General features: G+C 60.8%; 18 protein-coding genes. 9 read left to right on the top strand and 9 right to left on the bottom strand.

Features of this window, described 5'->3' with window-relative positions; translation table 11 throughout:
- Positions 1-66: 66 nt before the first annotated feature.
- The 4 genes from AWT75_RS12225 (at position 67) to rraA (ending at position 3,903) form a co-directional block, all read left to right on the top strand.
- Positions 67-843 (top strand): RnfABCDGE type electron transport complex subunit D, encoded by a 777-nt coding sequence (locus AWT75_RS12225; protein WP_062789343.1) that lies wholly within the window; start codon positions 67-69, stop codon positions 841-843.
- A gap of 99 nt (positions 844-942) precedes the next feature.
- Positions 943-1,575 carry an endonuclease III gene (nth, locus tag AWT75_RS12220; protein ID WP_045847082.1) on the top strand — a complete coding sequence of 211 codons (633 nt, stop codon included), beginning with the start codon at positions 943-945 and terminating at the stop codon, positions 1,573-1,575.
- A 96-nt stretch (positions 1,576-1,671) separates the two neighbouring features.
- Entirely contained in the window at positions 1,672-3,150 is a 1,479-nt protein-coding gene (locus AWT75_RS12215) for a DegQ family serine endoprotease (RefSeq protein ID WP_062789342.1), read from the top strand.
- 273 nt (positions 3,151-3,423) lie between these two features.
- On the top strand, positions 3,424-3,903 hold the full coding sequence (gene rraA, locus AWT75_RS12210) for a ribonuclease E activity regulator RraA (RefSeq protein ID WP_045847080.1): 480 nt from the start codon (positions 3,424-3,426) through the stop codon (positions 3,901-3,903).
- Between the two features lie 28 nt (positions 3,904-3,931).
- Here the strand turns inward: rraA and AWT75_RS12205 are convergent, their stop codons facing one another.
- The 7 genes from AWT75_RS12205 to pcnB form a co-directional block, all read right to left on the bottom strand.
- Positions 3,932-4,345 (bottom strand): GFA family protein, encoded by a 414-nt coding sequence (locus tag AWT75_RS12205; RefSeq protein WP_045847210.1) that lies wholly within the window; start codon positions 4,343-4,345, stop codon positions 3,932-3,934.
- Between the two features lie 166 nt (positions 4,346-4,511).
- Positions 4,512-4,892 (bottom strand): aspartate 1-decarboxylase, encoded by a 381-nt coding sequence (panD, locus tag AWT75_RS12200; protein ID WP_062789341.1) that lies wholly within the window; start codon positions 4,890-4,892, stop codon positions 4,512-4,514.
- A gap of 23 nt (positions 4,893-4,915) precedes the next feature.
- On the bottom strand, positions 4,916-5,749 hold the full coding sequence (gene panC, locus AWT75_RS12195) for a pantoate--beta-alanine ligase (RefSeq protein ID WP_045847078.1): 834 nt from the start codon (positions 5,747-5,749) through the stop codon (positions 4,916-4,918).
- Positions 5,750-5,766: 17 nt separating this feature from the next.
- The gene (gene panB, locus AWT75_RS12190) at positions 5,767-6,558 is read right to left on the bottom strand and encodes a 3-methyl-2-oxobutanoate hydroxymethyltransferase (protein WP_045847077.1); all 792 of its coding nucleotides are present in this window, start codon (positions 6,556-6,558) and stop codon (positions 5,767-5,769) included.
- A 48-nt stretch (positions 6,559-6,606) separates the two neighbouring features.
- The gene (locus tag AWT75_RS12185) at positions 6,607-7,248 is read right to left on the bottom strand and encodes a deoxynucleoside kinase (protein WP_045847076.1); all 642 of its coding nucleotides are present in this window, start codon (positions 7,246-7,248) and stop codon (positions 6,607-6,609) included.
- Positions 7,249-7,271: 23 nt separating this feature from the next.
- Entirely contained in the window at positions 7,272-7,751 is a 480-nt protein-coding gene (gene folK / locus AWT75_RS12180) for a 2-amino-4-hydroxy-6-hydroxymethyldihydropteridine diphosphokinase (RefSeq protein ID WP_062789340.1), read from the bottom strand.
- The gene (gene pcnB / locus AWT75_RS12175) at positions 7,748-9,112 is read right to left on the bottom strand and encodes a polynucleotide adenylyltransferase PcnB (RefSeq protein WP_045847074.1); all 1,365 of its coding nucleotides are present in this window, start codon (positions 9,110-9,112) and stop codon (positions 7,748-7,750) included. The genes folK and pcnB overlap by 4 nt, the downstream gene beginning before the upstream one ends.
- A 208-nt stretch (positions 9,113-9,320) precedes the next feature.
- On the opposite strand from pcnB, the gene AWT75_RS12170 reads away from it, so the two are divergent.
- The 5 genes from AWT75_RS12170 (at position 9,321) to AWT75_RS12150 (ending at position 13,919) form a co-directional block, all read left to right on the top strand.
- Entirely contained in the window at positions 9,321-10,139 is an 819-nt protein-coding gene (locus tag AWT75_RS12170) for a 3'-5' exonuclease family protein (RefSeq protein ID WP_062789339.1), read from the top strand.
- 252 nt (positions 10,140-10,391) lie between these two features.
- Positions 10,392-10,694 carry a hypothetical protein gene (locus AWT75_RS12165; protein WP_045847073.1) on the top strand — a complete coding sequence of 101 codons (303 nt, stop codon included), beginning with the start codon at positions 10,392-10,394 and terminating at the stop codon, positions 10,692-10,694.
- A 145-nt stretch (positions 10,695-10,839) separates the two neighbouring features.
- A complete protein-coding gene (locus tag AWT75_RS12160; RefSeq protein WP_062789338.1) occupies positions 10,840-12,240 on the top strand; it encodes an MATE family efflux transporter in 1,401 nt (466 codons plus the stop codon).
- A gap of 2 nt (positions 12,241-12,242) precedes the next feature.
- A complete protein-coding gene (gene murB / locus AWT75_RS12155; protein ID WP_062789347.1) occupies positions 12,243-13,268 on the top strand; it encodes a UDP-N-acetylmuramate dehydrogenase in 1,026 nt (341 codons plus the stop codon).
- A 27-nt stretch (positions 13,269-13,295) separates the two neighbouring features.
- Positions 13,296-13,919: an HAD family hydrolase gene (locus AWT75_RS12150; RefSeq protein ID WP_161937747.1), complete on the top strand. Its 624-nt coding sequence runs from the start codon at positions 13,296-13,298 to the stop codon at positions 13,917-13,919.
- Between the two features lie 5 nt (positions 13,920-13,924).
- Here the strand turns inward: AWT75_RS12150 and AWT75_RS12145 are convergent, their stop codons facing one another.
- Positions 13,925-14,305: an MAPEG family protein gene (locus AWT75_RS12145; protein WP_062789336.1), complete on the bottom strand. Its 381-nt coding sequence runs from the start codon at positions 14,303-14,305 to the stop codon at positions 13,925-13,927.
- A 45-nt stretch (positions 14,306-14,350) separates the two neighbouring features.
- A complete protein-coding gene (locus AWT75_RS12140) occupies positions 14,351-15,022 on the bottom strand; it encodes an energy-coupling factor ABC transporter permease (protein WP_062789335.1) in 672 nt (223 codons plus the stop codon).
- Positions 15,023-15,034 lie beyond the last annotated feature (12 nt).

Genomic DNA, 15,034 nt, shown 5'->3' with positions numbered 1-15,034 from the left:
CGCGCAAAAAGCCGCGCAAGCCGACAAGGCCGCCTCCACAGGCCAGCCAGAGAAACCGGAAAACACATGACAACCACCACCATGCGACTGGCCCCCAGCCTGGCTCGCCGCCAGGGCCTGACGCTGTTTGCCCTGCTGCCGGGCGTGCTGGTCTTGCTGGCGCAGCAAGGCAGGCTCGCCCTGTTCAACCTGCTGCTGGCCCTGTGTGGCAGCCTGCTGAGCGACATGGTCTGCCAAGCCTCACGCAAGCAGCCGCTGGCCACCAGTTGGCGACAGCCCGCCAGCCTGTTAACGGGGACGTTACTGGCCCTGTTACTACCCATAGACACCCCGGCAGGCCTGCTGCTTGCAGCCTGCATGATTGCCGTGCTGTGGCGACAACTGTTTGGCGGAACCGCCCACGGGCCGTTTCACCCGGTCCTTGTCAGCCTGTTGGCGCTGTCCCCCTGTCTGCCCACCATTCTGCCCGCTCAAAATGCAGCACTGAGCCTCGCCTTGCTGGGCGGTGGCGTGTGGCTGCTCTGGCAAGGTCTGATTGCCTGGCAAGCACCTGCTGGTTTCTGTCTGGTATTGCTGGTAAGCCTGCCACTGGGCACCGGCTGGTTGCTGCTGCAGCCCGCATTGTGGCTACTGCTTGGCTGGGTGATGACGGATGGCAACAGCACCCCCATCACGCCACGGGGCAGGCTCATTCATGGTCAGGCTGCCGGCCTGCTGTGTGTCGGCTTTGCCGCGCTGACCCAGTGGTCGGACATTACCCCGCTACTGGCAGCCATCCTGTTGCTGCTCAGCGCCGCCGCGCCACTGGTGGACCAGTTGCTGCAGCCAGCCCCTCGCACGTAGAAACCACAGTAGCTTCGGCAGCGCCCCTGCCTGCGCTACAATCACCGGTGCGCCATTTTCCGGACGCACCGGTACTCAACCAGCCATCAGCCAGCCGCCATGAACGCCACCAAGCGCTACGAAATCTTCCGCCGCCTGCGCGAGCACAACCCCACTCCCACCACGGAACTGGAATACCGCACGCCGTTCGAGCTGCTGATTGCCGTCCTGCTGTCGGCACAGGCTACTGACGTCAGCGTCAACAAGGCCACCCGACCGTTGTATGCCGTGGCCAACACCCCGGCCGCGATGCTGGCGCTGGGTGAGGAAACCGTGGCCGACTACATCAAGACCATCGGTCTGTACCGCACCAAGGCAAAGAATGTGATTGCCACCTGTCGCCTGCTGCTGGAAAAACATGGCGGCGAAGTGCCCGACGACCGTGCCGCACTGGAAGCCCTGCCCGGAGTGGGGCGCAAAACAGCCAATGTGGTACTGAACACTGCCTTTGGCCACCCCACCATCGCTGTGGATACCCATATTTTCCGCGTGTCCAACCGCACCCGGCTGGCACCGGGCAAGGATGTGCGTGAAGTGGAAGACAAACTGCTGCGTTATGTGCCGGCAGAATTCAAGGTAGATGCACACCACTGGCTGATTCTGCTTGGTCGCTATGTGTGCAAGGCGCGCAAACCGGAATGCCATCGCTGCGTGATTGCCGATTTGTGTGAATACCCGGCAAAACCGGTATGATTAAATGATTGCCAGCGGAATAAGGCTGGCAGTTCTCTGGAAATACAGCTGATCGTCCCTATATCGGTCTGAAAGCCTCCCCGAAAGGATAATTCTGTGACTCCGTATCTTCGCCCCATCGTCGGCGCCCTTCTGGCTGCGTCGTTGCTTTCGGGTTGCGACAAGATCGAAAGCCTGTTCCACAAGCAAAACCAGCCCGCCCCGGTGGCTGTACCTGCACAGTCGGATGGGCGTGTCGCCATGTTGCTGCCTGACTTTACCCAGCTGGTCGAGCGTGATGGCCCGGCCGTGGTAAACATTCAGGCCAACCGCACAGAGGCGGCACCACAGCAAAGCGAAATGCCTTTCCCGGTACCGGAAGACGACCCGCTGTTCGACTTCTTCAAGCGTTTCATCCCCAACCAGCCCAACCAGCAGGACCAGACGCCGGAAGAAAGCGTGTCCTTTGGCTCCGGTTTCATCATCAGTGATGACGGCTACATCATGACCAATGCCCACGTGGTGAGCGGCGGCAGCCAGATCAAGGTGATGCTGACCGACAAGCGCGAGCTGAAAGCCCGCCTGGTGGGCCTGGACAAACGTACCGACGTGGCACTGCTGAAAGTGGATGCCTCCAGCCTGCCGGTGGTCAAGATCGGCAGCCCGTCCCAGCTCAAGGTGGGCGAATGGGTGGCAGCCATCGGTGCACCTTTCGGCTTTGAAAACACGGTGACGGCAGGCATTGTATCGGCCAAGGGCCGCAGCCTGCCGGATGAAAACTACGTTCCGTTCATCCAGACCGACGTGGCCATCAACCCCGGCAATTCCGGTGGACCGCTGTTCAACCTGCGTGGCGAAGTGGTGGGTATCAACTCGCAGATTTACAGCCGCTCGGGTGGTTTCATGGGCATTTCCTTTGCCATCCCGATTGACCTGGCGATGAACGTGGCCGAGCAGATCAAGGCCAAGGGCAAGGTCAGCCGCGGCCAGCTGGGCATCAATATCCAGGAAGTATCGCAGGAGCTGGCACAATCCTTCGGCCTGCCCCGCCCCAGTGGTGCGCTGGTGGTGCGTGTGGATCCGCAAGGCCCTGCCGGCAAGGCCGGGCTGCAAACCGGGGACATCATCCTCAAGCTGGATGACCGCAATATTGAAAGCTCGAAAGACTTGCCGATGATGGTGGGTTCGCTGCAACCGGGTGCCAAAGTGAAGCTGTCGGTATGGCGCAAGGGCGAAGAGAAGACCATTCAGGCCACGCTGGGCGAGCTGGCACCGGAAGCCAGCCCCCAGGCCAAGCAGCAGGACGAAGCCGCTCCGCAGAATTTCCAGTTTGGCAAACTGGGACTGACCGTCACCGAGCTGACCGCACGCCAGCGTACCGAGCTGGGCCTCAATGGCGGCCTGCTGGTACAGAAGGCGCAAGGCGCGGCGGCACGCTCCGGCCTGCAACATGGCGACGTGATCATGGGGCTGAACCAGAATGAAATCACCTCGGTGAAGAGTTTCGAGAAGGCGCTGTCCAGCGCACATGGCAAGATAGCCTTGCTGGTGCGGCGTCAGGACAGCACGCTGTTCGTGCCGCTTCGCCTCGATTGAGCATGCCGACAAGCCGCCGCAAGGCGGCTTCAGGCTGCTGACATCAGCATTTGACGAATCTCCACCGGACCCGGCAAAGCCGGGCCTTTCGAGGAAGTGATTGCGTTGGCAGCCTTACCGTTTATTCCCAATCCCCCCGCCCTTGCCCTGCAAGGGAGCCTCGCTTTCCTGTCTGAAAGCGAGATGGGTATTGTCATCAAGCCAAAGCCGCCCCAGGGCGGCTTTTTCATGGCTGCCGACATCCAATAAACCAGCAAAAGCAAAGGAGAGAAAATGAGTTTTCTGACAACCGATTTGTGCGATGCCAACGAAGGCAGGGTGCGTGTGGTCGAGCCCATGTTCCAGCGCTATGGCAACCATGCCCGCTTTGCCGGGCAAATCGTCACCCTCAAGCTGTTTGAGGACAACACCCTGGTGCGCGAAACCCTGGCCCAGGATGGCCATGGTAAGGTGCTGGTGGTGGATGGCGGCGGTTCACTGCGCTGCGCGCTGCTTGGCGACCAGATTGGCGACCTGGCGGTGGCCAATCACTGGGAAGGGGTGGTGATTTATGGTTGCATCCGCGATTCGGTAGCGCTCAACCAGCTGCCCTTGGGAATCCGCGCACTCAATACCCACCCGTTGAAATCGGTGAAGCGCGGCGAAGGCCAGCGCGACCTGCCGGTAAGCTTTGGCGGTGTCACCTTTACGCCGGGTGAATGGCTGTATGCCGATGAAGACGGCGTGATTGTGGCGGCCGAAGCCCTGCTCTGACACGCCAGCTTCACACTTCCCTTACCAGTCACGCGCCGTCGTGACTGCGCTCATGCACCGGCAAGGCGGCCTGCTTTGCCGGTTCGCCCCAGTCCAGATGCTCTTGCCACCAGGTATGGAATTCCGGCGCCAGTTGCTCCGGCGCGTCCAGCGTGGCAGCGGTGATGTCGATATCGTCCGGGTCGGACTCATGCTGATAACTGAGCGTGGCCCCGCAATGCGGACAGAAACCGCGCTGCACCGCCGTTGATGAGTGATAGTAGACAGGCTTTTCACTCAGCCACTCCAGTTCGATCAAACGCACGGTGAACCAGGTGAGAAACGCCGCACCACTGGCCTTGCGGCAGCTGATGCAATGGCAATGCGTGACATGAAAGGGCTGGCCATGCACCCGGTAGCGCACGGCGCCACACAGACAGCCGCCATTCAGAATGCTGCTCATGATGGTCTCCTGCTGGGCGGAGCCTGGCTTGGACAGGCACCGACGTTTGGCGTGCTTGTTCAAGAACTATAGACAGTTATAAGCAGTCTTGCAGGATGAATGGCGGGCATGAAAAAACGATGCCGTTTTGCGGCATCGTTTGGGCGGGAAAACGACTGGCTGTCTATCAGGCTGGCTGGGTAGGTGTCTTGTTATCCAGCGCCGTCATCTGGTTGCGTTCATCAACAAACACCAGCTTGGGCTGATGGTTGACCAGCTCGGCATCTTCATACTGGGCAAAAGAGGCGATGATCAGCAGGTCGCCCGGCGCAGCACGGCGTGCGGCCGAACCATTGACCGAGATGACACCGGAGCCGCGCTCGGCCTTGATGGCGTAGGTGGCAAAGCGCTCACCATTGTTGACGTTCCAGATCTGCACTTCCTCGTATTCACGGATATCGGCAGCTTCCAGCAGGTTTTCGTCAATGGCGCAGGAACCGATGTAGTGCAGCTCCGCGTGCGTGGTGGTGACACGGTGCAGCTTGGACTTGAGCATGATGCGTTGCATGGTACTGAATTCCCCGGCCCGCCTTAGCGGGTGATTTCCACATTATCAATCAAACGAGTACGACCCAGACGGGCGGCAGCCAGCACCACCAGGCGCTTTTCACCGGCGTGGGCGATTTCCAGGGTATCGGCCTGGCGCACTTCAACATAATCCACCGTCCAGCCTGCCTGTTGCAGGTCGGCACTGGCCTTGGCTTCCAGCCCGGCGTAGTCGTTGTCCCCGGCCAGCAAGGCTGCGCGCATGGCGGACAGGTTACGGTACAGGCGCGGTGCTTCGGCGCGTTCTTCGGCAGTGAGATAGCCATTGCGCGAAGACAGTGCCAGCCCGTCTTCCGCCCGGCCGGTATCCACCGGCACGATGGCAACCGGAATGTTCAGGTCATCCACCATGGCCTTGATCACATGCAGTTGCTGGAAGTCCTTCTTGCCGAAACAGGCCACATCCGGCTGCACGATATTGAACAGCTTGCTCACCACCGTGGCCACGCCACGGAAATGGCCGGGGCGGAAGGCACCGCACAGCTCGTTCTGGATATGCGGCGGCTCCACGTTGAAATCCTGCTTCACGCGCGGGTACAGTTCCTGTTCGGTGGGGAAGAACAAGGCGTCCACGCCGGCGGCTTCCAGCTTGGCACAGTCGGATTCGAAGGTACGCGGATAGGCGTCGAAATCCTCGCCCTGACCAAATTGCAGGCGATTGACAAAAATGCTGACCACCACCTTGTCGGCATGCTCGTGCGCGGCGGCAACCAGCGCGAGGTGACCCTCGTGCAGATTACCCATGGTGGGAACAAAGGCCAGCTTACCGGCCTGGCGACGCCATGCACGCATGGCTGCCACGCTGCGGATGATTTCCATTTCCTTACCCTTTTGGCTTAGAAGGTATGTTCGGCAGCCGGGAAGGTCCCTGCCTTGACTGCCTTGACGTAGGCTTCGACCGCACCCTGGATGCTGCCGGCCTCATTCATGAAGTTCTTGACGAAACGGGCTTTCTTGCCCGGATACACACCGAGGATATCGTGCAATACCAGCACCTGACCGCTGACATCAGCACCGGCTCCAATGCCGATGGTGGGCACGGCAACGGCCTCGGTCACGCGCGCGGCCAGTTCGGCGGGCACACATTCCATCAGCACCAGGCTGGCACCGGCATCGGCCAGCTTGCGGGCATCATCCAGCAGGCGTTCGGCATCGCTCTGGGTCTTGCCCTGTACGCGGTAACCGCCAAAGGTATTGACGAACTGCGGGGTAAGGCCGATGTGCGAACAGACCGGAATCCCGCGCTCCACCAGGAAACGGGTGGTTTCTGCCATGAAACCGCCACCTTCGAGCTTCACCATGTGGGCACCGGCCTGCATCAGGCGGGCAGCACTGGCAAACGCCTGCTGCGGGCTTTCCTGATAGCTGCCGAACGGCAGGTCGCTCAATACCATGGCATCGCCGGCACCAGCGGCGACACAACGGGTGTGGTAGACCATTTCTTCCATGGTCACCGGCAGGGTGGAATCACGATTCTGGATCACCATGCCCAGAGAATCGCCCACCAGCAGAATCTCTACCCCGGCCTGATCAAGGAGGGTGGAAAAGCTTGCGTCATAGCTGGTGAGCATGACGATCTTCTGGCCTTCGGCGGCCATCTTCTGCAGGGTGTTGACGGTAATTTTCATACCTGTACTTCCTCGGTGTGGTCGGGAAATGCAAGGCGTCACTTGTATTCAGACGCTCTTGTTGAAGTAGCTGCGCTGTCCGCGCATCTCGCTGATGCAGCGCAACAATAGCTCGAAATCCTCGTTACCATCAACCAACTCGAGATGGTCGGTATTGACGATCAGCAAGGGTGCCGCTTCGTACTGATGGAAAAATTCGCTGTAGGCGGCATGTACGCGCTTGAGGTAGCCTTCGGGGAAATCCTGCTCCAGCTGGCTGGCGCGGGCGGCACTGCGCTCCAGCAATACCTGCTCGGAAGCTTGCAGGTAAATCACCAGGTCCGGCACCGGATATTGCGGCAGCAGTTGCTGGGCCAGGCGCTGGTACAGCGCCAGTTCCTGCTCGTCCAGATTCACCCGGGCAAACAGGGCATCCTTTTCAAACAGGAAGTCGGACACCACCGGGCTGGCCAGGGTGTCGCCCAGCAGCATGCCGCGTGCCATGTCGGCCCGTTGCATCAGGAAGGACAGCTGGGTAGCCAGGCCATGCGAGGCGACATTACGGTAAAAACGCGGCAAGAAGGGGTTGGCGGCCGGGTCTTCGGCCAGCAATTGCACACCCCAGTAGCTGGCCAGCCGACGGGCCAGTGCCGATTTGCCCGAACCGATGGGGCCTTCAACTACCACATAACGCAAATGGCTGTGACTCATGATGAGCTCCTAGAACGGGCAGGCTAGGCCAGCTTGCGCACACCACTGCAATCCAGGGTGGCGGCAATGGCAGCGGCCTGGCCATACTCCCCTACCGGCAGGTCGGGGGCGATTTCTGCCAACGGTACCATGACAAAGGCGCGCTGGTGCATGCGCGGATGCGGCAACATCAGCTGCGGATCGTCCAGCACGGTATCCTGATACAACAGGATGTCCAGATCCAGCACCCGGGGGGCATTACGGAAGCTGCGCTCACGCCCGAAACCGGCTTCGATCTGCATCAACGCGGCCAGCAAGTCATGCGGACTCAGGCTGGTTTCCAGCTGTGCCACGGCATTGATGAAGTCAGGCTGATCCAGATACCCCACCGGAGTGGTGAGATAAAGAGAAGAATGCGCAAGCACGCTGGTGCCGGCAAGAGCAGCAAGGGCCGCTAGCGCGGCCCTTATTTGCTCGGCCGGTTGCTCCAGGTTGCTTCCCAGAGCGACATAGGCCAGGCTCACTCGGCCTCTCCCCCTCCACCGGTGCTCTCGGCACGGCGGCGGTTGCTGGTGCGACGACGACGGCGTTTCTTGGCCGGTTCGTCAGCGCCACTGTTCTTGGCTTCGTTGATCAAGGCTTCGCGTTCGGCCTGATCGCCACGCTGGAAGGCTTCCCACCATTCCACCAGGCTGGCCGGCAACTCACCTGCTTCGGCGCGCAGCGACATGAAGTCGAAGGCGGCTCGGAAGCGCGGCTGTTCCAGGAAGCGGTAAGGACGGGCACCGGTACGGCTGTCGAAGCGGCCTTGCAGCGTCCAGATTTCGCGCATGGTGACGCTGAAACGGCGCGGAATGGCAAAATCGTTGTCCTGCTCGTTTTCCACGTCGGCAATCGCCATCTGCAAGGCTTGCAGTGGCTTTTCACCAGCGGCGATATGTTGCTGCCAGTGCTGGTTCACCTGTTGCCACAGCAAGGTGGCCAGCAGGAAGCCAACCGACACCGGCTTGTCGGCACGGATGCGCGCATCGGTACTTTGCAGGCCCAGTTGCAGGAACAAATCGTCGCCATCCTCACCCATCACCGCGTCCAGCAGCGGAAACACGCCGCGTGACAGCCCTTCCTCGCGCAGCTTTTTCAGGCAGGCATAGGCATGGCCGGACATCAGCAGCTTGAGCATCTCGTCAAACAGCCGGGCCGGGGGTTCCTTTTTCAGCAGATGGGCATGGGCACGGATGGGCTTGCGGGTGTCTTCGTCAATTTCGAAGCCCAGCTTGGCAGCCAGGCGCACCGCACGCAGCATGCGTACCGGGTCTTCCTGATAGCGCCGTGCCGGCTGGCCGATCATCACCAGCTTCTTGGCCTTCAGGTCCTTCACCCCGTGGTGATAGTCGATGATGGACTCGTCGGACGGATCGAAGAACAGCGCATTGACGGTGAAGTCACGGCGGTGCGCGTCTTCTTCCTGACTGCCGAAGGTGTTGTCCGCCATGATGCGGCCGGACTCGTTCTGGTCGTCAATACCGCCACCGCGGAAGGTGGTGACCTCGATGGTTTCCGGGCCCACCATCACGTGCACGATGCGGAAACGCCGGCCAATGATGCGCGAGCGGCGGAACAGATGATGCACCTGCTCCGGCGTGGCATTGGTGGCGACGTCAAAATCTTTGGGTGCGACATCCAGCAACAGGTCACGCACAGCCCCCCCTACCACGAAGGCAGAGAAACCGGCTTCCTGCAGACGGGAAGTCACCTTGAGCGCAGCAGTGCTGAGCTGATCGCGGCGAACGCCATGCTGGGACAGCGGAATCACGCGTGGTTTGCTACGGCGTTTGCCCATGCCAGACGGCAGCTCCAGTACTTTACGGATAAGCTTGCGGATCATTTAGAGGAATAAGGACGTGGAATGAAGGGATTCGCAAGAAAGGAATTCAAGCGGCAGATTATAGCCTGAATCTTCTGACAAGATATACCGCTCTGGCCCAATTTATCCTCGCAGGCAATAAGCCAGATGCCGGGTGATGATTGCCCGCCGTCGGCAGCGGGCCTAGAATCGCACACCATCTGCCGCATTTTCCGTGTAAAGACCACCCGTGATTCCCTTACTCGCCCTGGATATCCAGACCCTGCCTGATGTTGATGGCATCCGTACCCTGTACCAGCTGGATGCCGACATCAGCGATGCAGACGTCGTTTACTTTGCCCTGCAACGCAGCCGGGCCAGCCGGGCGGATGAATTCCTGCCCTACCACCTGCATCGTGTGGTCGGCATTCATGCCGTGCTGCACATCCGTCAGGAAGTGGTTTTGCACCAGACACTGCCCGGGCAGGATGAAGCGGGCATGCTGCAAACCCTGTCCACCCTGCTGAACGAACACATGCCGCAAATTGTCAGCTGGCAAGGTTCCCAGTTGATGCTGCCGGTATTGCGCCATCGCGCCATGATGCACGGCATTGCCTTCCCCGGCGGTGCCAACGGGCTGTTTGGCCAGACGCTGGAACTCAGCCGCCTGCTGTGCCAGAACGCCCAGCCTGGCTGTGTACCGCAGCAGGAAATGGCCGGCCTGTGCGGCTTGCCGCGCATTCCCGATTACGACGCGGCCCAGTCCTGGGCCATGGCCGCGGGCAGGCCAGTTGCCGGCCCTGCTGGCGCACAGCGCACAGCGCGCCGCCTGCCATTACCTGATGTGGCTGCGCCTGGCTGCACTGCAAGGGCAGATTTCCGCCCTCACCCGCAGCCAGCACGAGCAAAAGCTTGCCCAACTGCTAGGCCAGCAAGGCGCAGGATGGCCGGATTTTCTGCAACAGTGGACGGCATGCAACAGGGCTTGACAGGCTTTTCTGACGGGAATAACCTTTTCCCATGCGCCGATTTGATACAGCTTGCTGGGCGCACTATAAATGCCAGCTAAAGCGTGAGTCGGAAAACCCGCTGCGCTCTCTGGCCCGGCGGGTTTTTCTTTTTCCGTCTTATAGTGCGCGCACTGTGCGACATCGGGCATGTTGAAGGTAGTACCGTTTTAGTTTTGCCGTTCCGGGCTGTGTCCGGACACCGGCGCCGAGTTAATCGACAACTTGCAGGGCGCCAAAAATCCTGCTAAAGCGTCGCCTGACGGTAAGGTCGGGCACGCAACAGCGCCACCCATACCCGATGGAGTTTCACCATGTACGATTGCCTGCAAGACAGCTGTAGCGACTTTTCCTTTGCCGTATACGATGCCGTGGGAAGAAAACGCCCCCTTCAAGGCAGCCTGACTGCCACCTTGCTGTCCGCCGACAGCACCCTGCCCCTGCAAGACCTGATCAACTACGCTGACCAGCTGGGTTACAGCAGCCAGCTGGATGAAAGCGGCTTGCTGACCATTCACGATGTCGGCCTGCTGGATGCACTGAACATCAACAGCCGCTTTGGTCAGCATCTGATCATCAGCTGCGATTTGCGCCGCGAAACGCCAGTACGTTTCTGAGCGCAGCAGACGTTTGCTCGCGCATTCCGGCAGCACAGGCTGAAGCGCGCCAGCACATGGCTGGCGTCGCCATTGCACAAGACAGGCCGGGCAGCCGCTCCTTATAATGGAGCGCTTGCCTACCTTGTCGAATTGATCCGCCTCCATGCTGCAGGAACTCAAAAGCGCTGCGCCCGGTGCCATTACCGGTGAAGCCAGACAGATCGTCCGCCTTGCCTTGCCGATGATGATTGCCCAGGTCGCCCAGGTGGCCACCGGCTTTGTCGATACCGTCATGGCCGGGCGCGTCAGTACTGACGATCTGGCAGCCGTCTCGCTGGGTGCCAGCATTTTCATCACCGTCTATGTGACCCTGATGGGCGTGGTGACGTCGCTCAACCCGGTATTGAGCCATCAGCTGGGCGCTGGAGAGAAAGAACAGATTGGCGAAACCGGCCGCCAGGGCATGTGGTTCGGCCTGTTTGTCGGCCTGCTTGGTGCCGCCGCCATGCTGCTGGCCGAACACCCCTTGCGCCTGTGGCTGCAACTGCCAACCGACGTGGAAGACAAGGTGATGCTGTTCATCACCGGTACTGCCGTGGGCATGCCTGCCGCCATGGTGCACCGTGCCCTGCATGCCTATGCCTCCAGCCTGAACCGCCCCAAGGTGATCATGGTGGTCAGCCTGATTGCACTGGCGCTCAATATCCCGCTCAATTACGCGCTGATTCACGGCCTGTTCGGCCTGCCCAGACTGGGCGGCGCCGGTTGCGGCTGGGCCACCGGCATCGTGTTCTGGTTCAACTGCCTGACGCTGCTGGCCTATATCTGCTGGCATCGCCATTTCCGCCCCTACGGCCTGACCAGCCGGATGAGCTGGCCCGACTGGAAGCGCTACGGGGCCTTCCTCAAGCTGGGCCTGCCCATCGGCCTGTCCTTCTTTGTCGAGGTCAGCCTGTTTTCCTTTATCGCCCTGCTGATTGCCAAGCTGGGCATGACGGTGGTGGCCAGCCACCAGTCGGTGCTCAATTTTTCCAGCATCATCTACATGCTGCCGCAAAGCATTTCCACCGCCCTCACGGTCAGAGTCGGCCAGCGCGCCGGTGCTGGCGACTACCATCAGGCCCGTTTTGTCGCCGGAGTCGGCCTGCTGGTGGGGCTGGCCACCGCGCTGTGCACCATGTTGCTGGTGCTGTGGCTGCGCAGTGACATCATGGCCATTTATTCGCCCGACCCGAACGTCATTGCCATGGGTTCCAGCCTGCTGTTGTTTGCGGCGGTGTTCCAGCTGACCGATGCCGCCCAGACCATTGCCTCCGGCGCACTGCGCGGCTACAAGCTGACCACGATTCCCATGGTGATCCACATTACCGCCTTCTGGGGCATAGGACTGGGGCTTGGCATCACGCTGGGCCTCACCGACTGGCTGGTTTCCCCGATGGGCATTTACGGTTTCTGGCTGGCACTGGTCATCAGTCTGAGCATTGCCGCCCTGATGCTGGTGAGCTACCTGGCGCGGGAAAGCCGCCTGCGCCTGCTGCGCCACAACACCCTGCAAGAAAGCTGATGATGACGTTGTGCATTCAATCGCAAGTTTCGCTCAAACCCCATAACACCTTTGGCATGGATGTCAGCGCCGCCCATTTCTGCCAGCTGGACGACCTGGCCCGGCTGCCTGCCCTGCTGGCCGACAAGCACTACCAGCAAGGCCCGGTACTGTGGCTGGGTGGCGGCAGCAATCTTCTGCTGACCCAAGACTACCCCGGCCTGGTAGTCAAACTGGCCCTGCGTGGCATCCGCGTAGTGGAAGACAAGGGCGACAGCCTGCTGGTGGAAGCCGCCGCCGGGGAAAACTGGCATGACTTTGTGCGCTACTGCCTGCAACAAGGCTGGTACGGACTGGAAAACCTCAGCCTGATTCCCGGCACGGTGGGCGCCTGCCCGGTGCAGAATATCGGTGCCTATGGCGTGGAAGTGAAAGACCGCATTGCCCAGGTGGTGTGTGCCGATCTGCAAGCCAATGGCACGCCTGTGGTACTGGAGAATACCGACTGCCGCTTTGCCTATCGCGACAGCGTTTTCAAACACGAAGCCGCCGGTCGCCTGCTGGTGACTGCCGTGCGCTTTCAGCTGTCACGCCAGCCGCAACTGAAAACGGCCTATGGCGACATCCAGCAGGAGCTGGACAAACGTGGCATCAACCAGCCCACGCCGCTGGATGTCAGCGACGTGGTGATGGCCATCCGCGCCAGCAAGCTGCCCAACCCGGCCGAGCTGGGTAATGCCGGCAGCTTCTTCAAGAACCCGGTAATCGGTCAGGCGCAGGCCGATGCACTGTTGCAGCGCTTTCCCGCCCTGCCGCACTACCCGGCCGGGCCTGGCATGGTGAAACTGGCAGCAGGCTGGCTGATTGATCAGGCAGGCCTGAAAGGCTACCGTCAGGGCGATGCCGCCGTGCATGATCGCCAGGCGCTGGTACTGGTGAATCACGGCACCGCCAGCGGCAGCCAGATGTGGGCACTGGCACGTCATGTGCAGGACACGGTGCGCCAGCGTTACGGTGTGGAACTGGAAGCCGAACCGCTGGTCTTGTAACACCCGGCTTTGATGAAGGAAACAGACATGCAAGCGACACGACACGGCAAGCAGCCGGTACTGGTTTTCGATCTGGGTGGTGTGCTGGTGGACTGGAACGGCATCGATCCCCTGATGGCCGTGTCGCAAGGGCGTCTGGAACGTGAACAGGCCAGGCAGTTCTGGATGCATACGCCGGAGGTGGCGCTGCTGGATACCGGCCGGGTGACACCGGAGGAGTTTGCCCGGCTGATGGATGAACGGCTGCAACTGGGACTGGGCACTGCGGCCATGCTGCAAGCACTGGACGACTGGCTGCAAGGCCCCTACCCCGGCGTGCGAGAGCTGCTGCAACAACTGGGCGCGCACTACCGGCTGGCCGTGCTCAGCAATAACAATGCGCTGCACTGGGGCAAGATCGAGCGCCAGTTCGACATCCTGCCGTTGTTCGAAACCTGCTTTGCCTCACACCACCTGGGCTTGCGCAAGCCGGACTTGGCTGTTTACCACCATGTGCAGCAAGCGCTGCAGGCGGATGCTGCCGACATCATCTTTTTTGATGACAACATCGAATGCGTGCACAGCGCCACGCGAGCAGGCTGGCAGGCCTGCCACACCGTCGGTTTTGACGCGGTGCGACAGGCGGTACAGGCTCACCGCCTGCTGGACTGAAACATTCAGAACAGCCCGGCAGCGCTGACAAACAGCAGCACCACCACAGCATAACCACCGAGCCAGCACAGCGAACGCAGCGTGGCCTTGTCGCTGAGGTAACACAAGCCATGGCCCAGGCGCAGCAGCACGTATACCACGGCCAGCAAGTCCAGCCGGTCCGCTGGCACCTTCATCATCCAGGCCAGCAACATGGCTGCGGCATAGCTGGGAAAGGCTTCCCAGGCATTTTGCTGTGCCCAGTTGGCACGCTGGCGCCAACCGGTAGCCGCCGCCAGCACTACACGCGGCTGATGGTTGTCATAGGGTGCCCCGGCCTTGGCCAGCGCCGTCCACAACAAAGGCAAAAAAGAAGCCAGCAAGATACTCCACAGTGCAAACGGCATGACAACTCCTTGTAATAGCTCAACATCTCAGGCATTACGCCGACATCACCAGCGCGAATCCCGCCCCAGATAGGCGGCATCATCAAAAGTGCTGACCCAGTGCGGGCGGTACACCACCAGCACGGCCATGGTCAGCCCAGTGGTAAAAGCCTCGGACCAGGACAGCAGAAAGTAAAACGGCAAGGCTTCTTCCAGCAGATAATCCCAGGCATAGACCGCCTGGCTGCCCAACAGCAGCATGCCGGCCAATGCACTGCAAAACAGGCTGAGTCCGCCTGCGATGAATGCATTGATGAACACATAGACAAACAACTGGGCCGGCAGCTTGTGGCGTGCCAGCTGCAACAGGCCTGCCGTCACCGCAACCGGCACCGCCGCATCGCACAGCCAGTCCAGCCCAAGCGCCAGCCAGTCGCCATGGCCACCCGCCGCCAGCGCCAGCAACAAAACGGCGAGGCTCAGCATGGCCAGCCAGGGGCCCATCAGCAAGGTCAGCACTGTTGCTCCCAGCATGTGGAAGGACAGGCCCGGCTTGAGCCCGCCACGCATCAGCCACAAGCCCAGCAAAACCACCACCGCGCCCAGCCAGGCATTGCTGGTACTGGCATCCAGCGTGCGCCATTTAACGCGGCTGGCGGCAAAGCCCAGCACCATGCCGGCGGCAACCATGGCGGCATAAAGCAGCCAGGTGGGAAACAGTACAGCAGGCAAATCCATGAATTCTCCAGC

The sequence above is a fragment of the Aquitalea pelogenes genome (assembly GCF_001515305.1).
GTDB classification, from domain to species: Bacteria; Pseudomonadota; Gammaproteobacteria; order Burkholderiales; family Chromobacteriaceae; genus Aquitalea; species Aquitalea pelogenes.
The sequence above is the reverse complement of the archived record's forward strand: the minus strand, read 5'-3'. Positions and strand labels throughout refer to the sequence as shown.

Excerpts from the sequence above, each read along its gene's own strand:
- panB (WP_045847077.1), bottom strand. The coding sequence starts at position 6,558 with ATGAAAATTACCGTCAACACCCTGCAGAAGATGGCCGCCGAAGGCCAG.
- pcnB (WP_045847074.1), bottom strand. The coding sequence starts at position 9,112 with ATGATCCGCAAGCTTATCCGTAAAGTACTGGAGCTGCCGTCTGGCATG.
- AWT75_RS12140 (WP_062789335.1), bottom strand. The coding sequence starts at position 15,022 with ATGGATTTGCCTGCTGTACTGTTTCCCACCTGGCTGCTTTATGCCGCC.
- AWT75_RS12205 (WP_045847210.1), bottom strand. The coding sequence starts at position 4,345 with ATGAGCAGCATTCTGAATGGCGGCTGTCTGTGTGGCGCCGTGCGCTAC.
- AWT75_RS12185 (WP_045847076.1), bottom strand. The coding sequence starts at position 7,248 with ATGAGTCACAGCCATTTGCGTTATGTGGTAGTTGAAGGCCCCATCGGT.
- nth (WP_045847082.1), top strand. The coding sequence starts at position 943 with ATGAACGCCACCAAGCGCTACGAAATCTTCCGCCGCCTGCGCGAGCAC.
- AWT75_RS12150 (WP_161937747.1), top strand. The coding sequence starts at position 13,296 with ATGCAAGCGACACGACACGGCAAGCAGCCGGTACTGGTTTTCGATCTG.
- AWT75_RS12165 (WP_045847073.1), top strand. The coding sequence starts at position 10,392 with ATGTACGATTGCCTGCAAGACAGCTGTAGCGACTTTTCCTTTGCCGTA.
- panD (WP_062789341.1), bottom strand. The coding sequence starts at position 4,892 with ATGCAACGCATCATGCTCAAGTCCAAGCTGCACCGTGTCACCACCACG.
- panC (WP_045847078.1), bottom strand. The coding sequence starts at position 5,749 with ATGGAAATCATCCGCAGCGTGGCAGCCATGCGTGCATGGCGTCGCCAG.
- rraA (WP_045847080.1), top strand. The coding sequence starts at position 3,424 with ATGAGTTTTCTGACAACCGATTTGTGCGATGCCAACGAAGGCAGGGTG.
- AWT75_RS12160 (WP_062789338.1), top strand. The coding sequence starts at position 10,840 with ATGCTGCAGGAACTCAAAAGCGCTGCGCCCGGTGCCATTACCGGTGAA.
- murB (WP_062789347.1), top strand. The coding sequence starts at position 12,243 with ATGACGTTGTGCATTCAATCGCAAGTTTCGCTCAAACCCCATAACACC.
- AWT75_RS12225 (WP_062789343.1), top strand. The coding sequence starts at position 67 with ATGACAACCACCACCATGCGACTGGCCCCCAGCCTGGCTCGCCGCCAG.
- AWT75_RS12145 (WP_062789336.1), bottom strand. The coding sequence starts at position 14,305 with ATGCCGTTTGCACTGTGGAGTATCTTGCTGGCTTCTTTTTTGCCTTTG.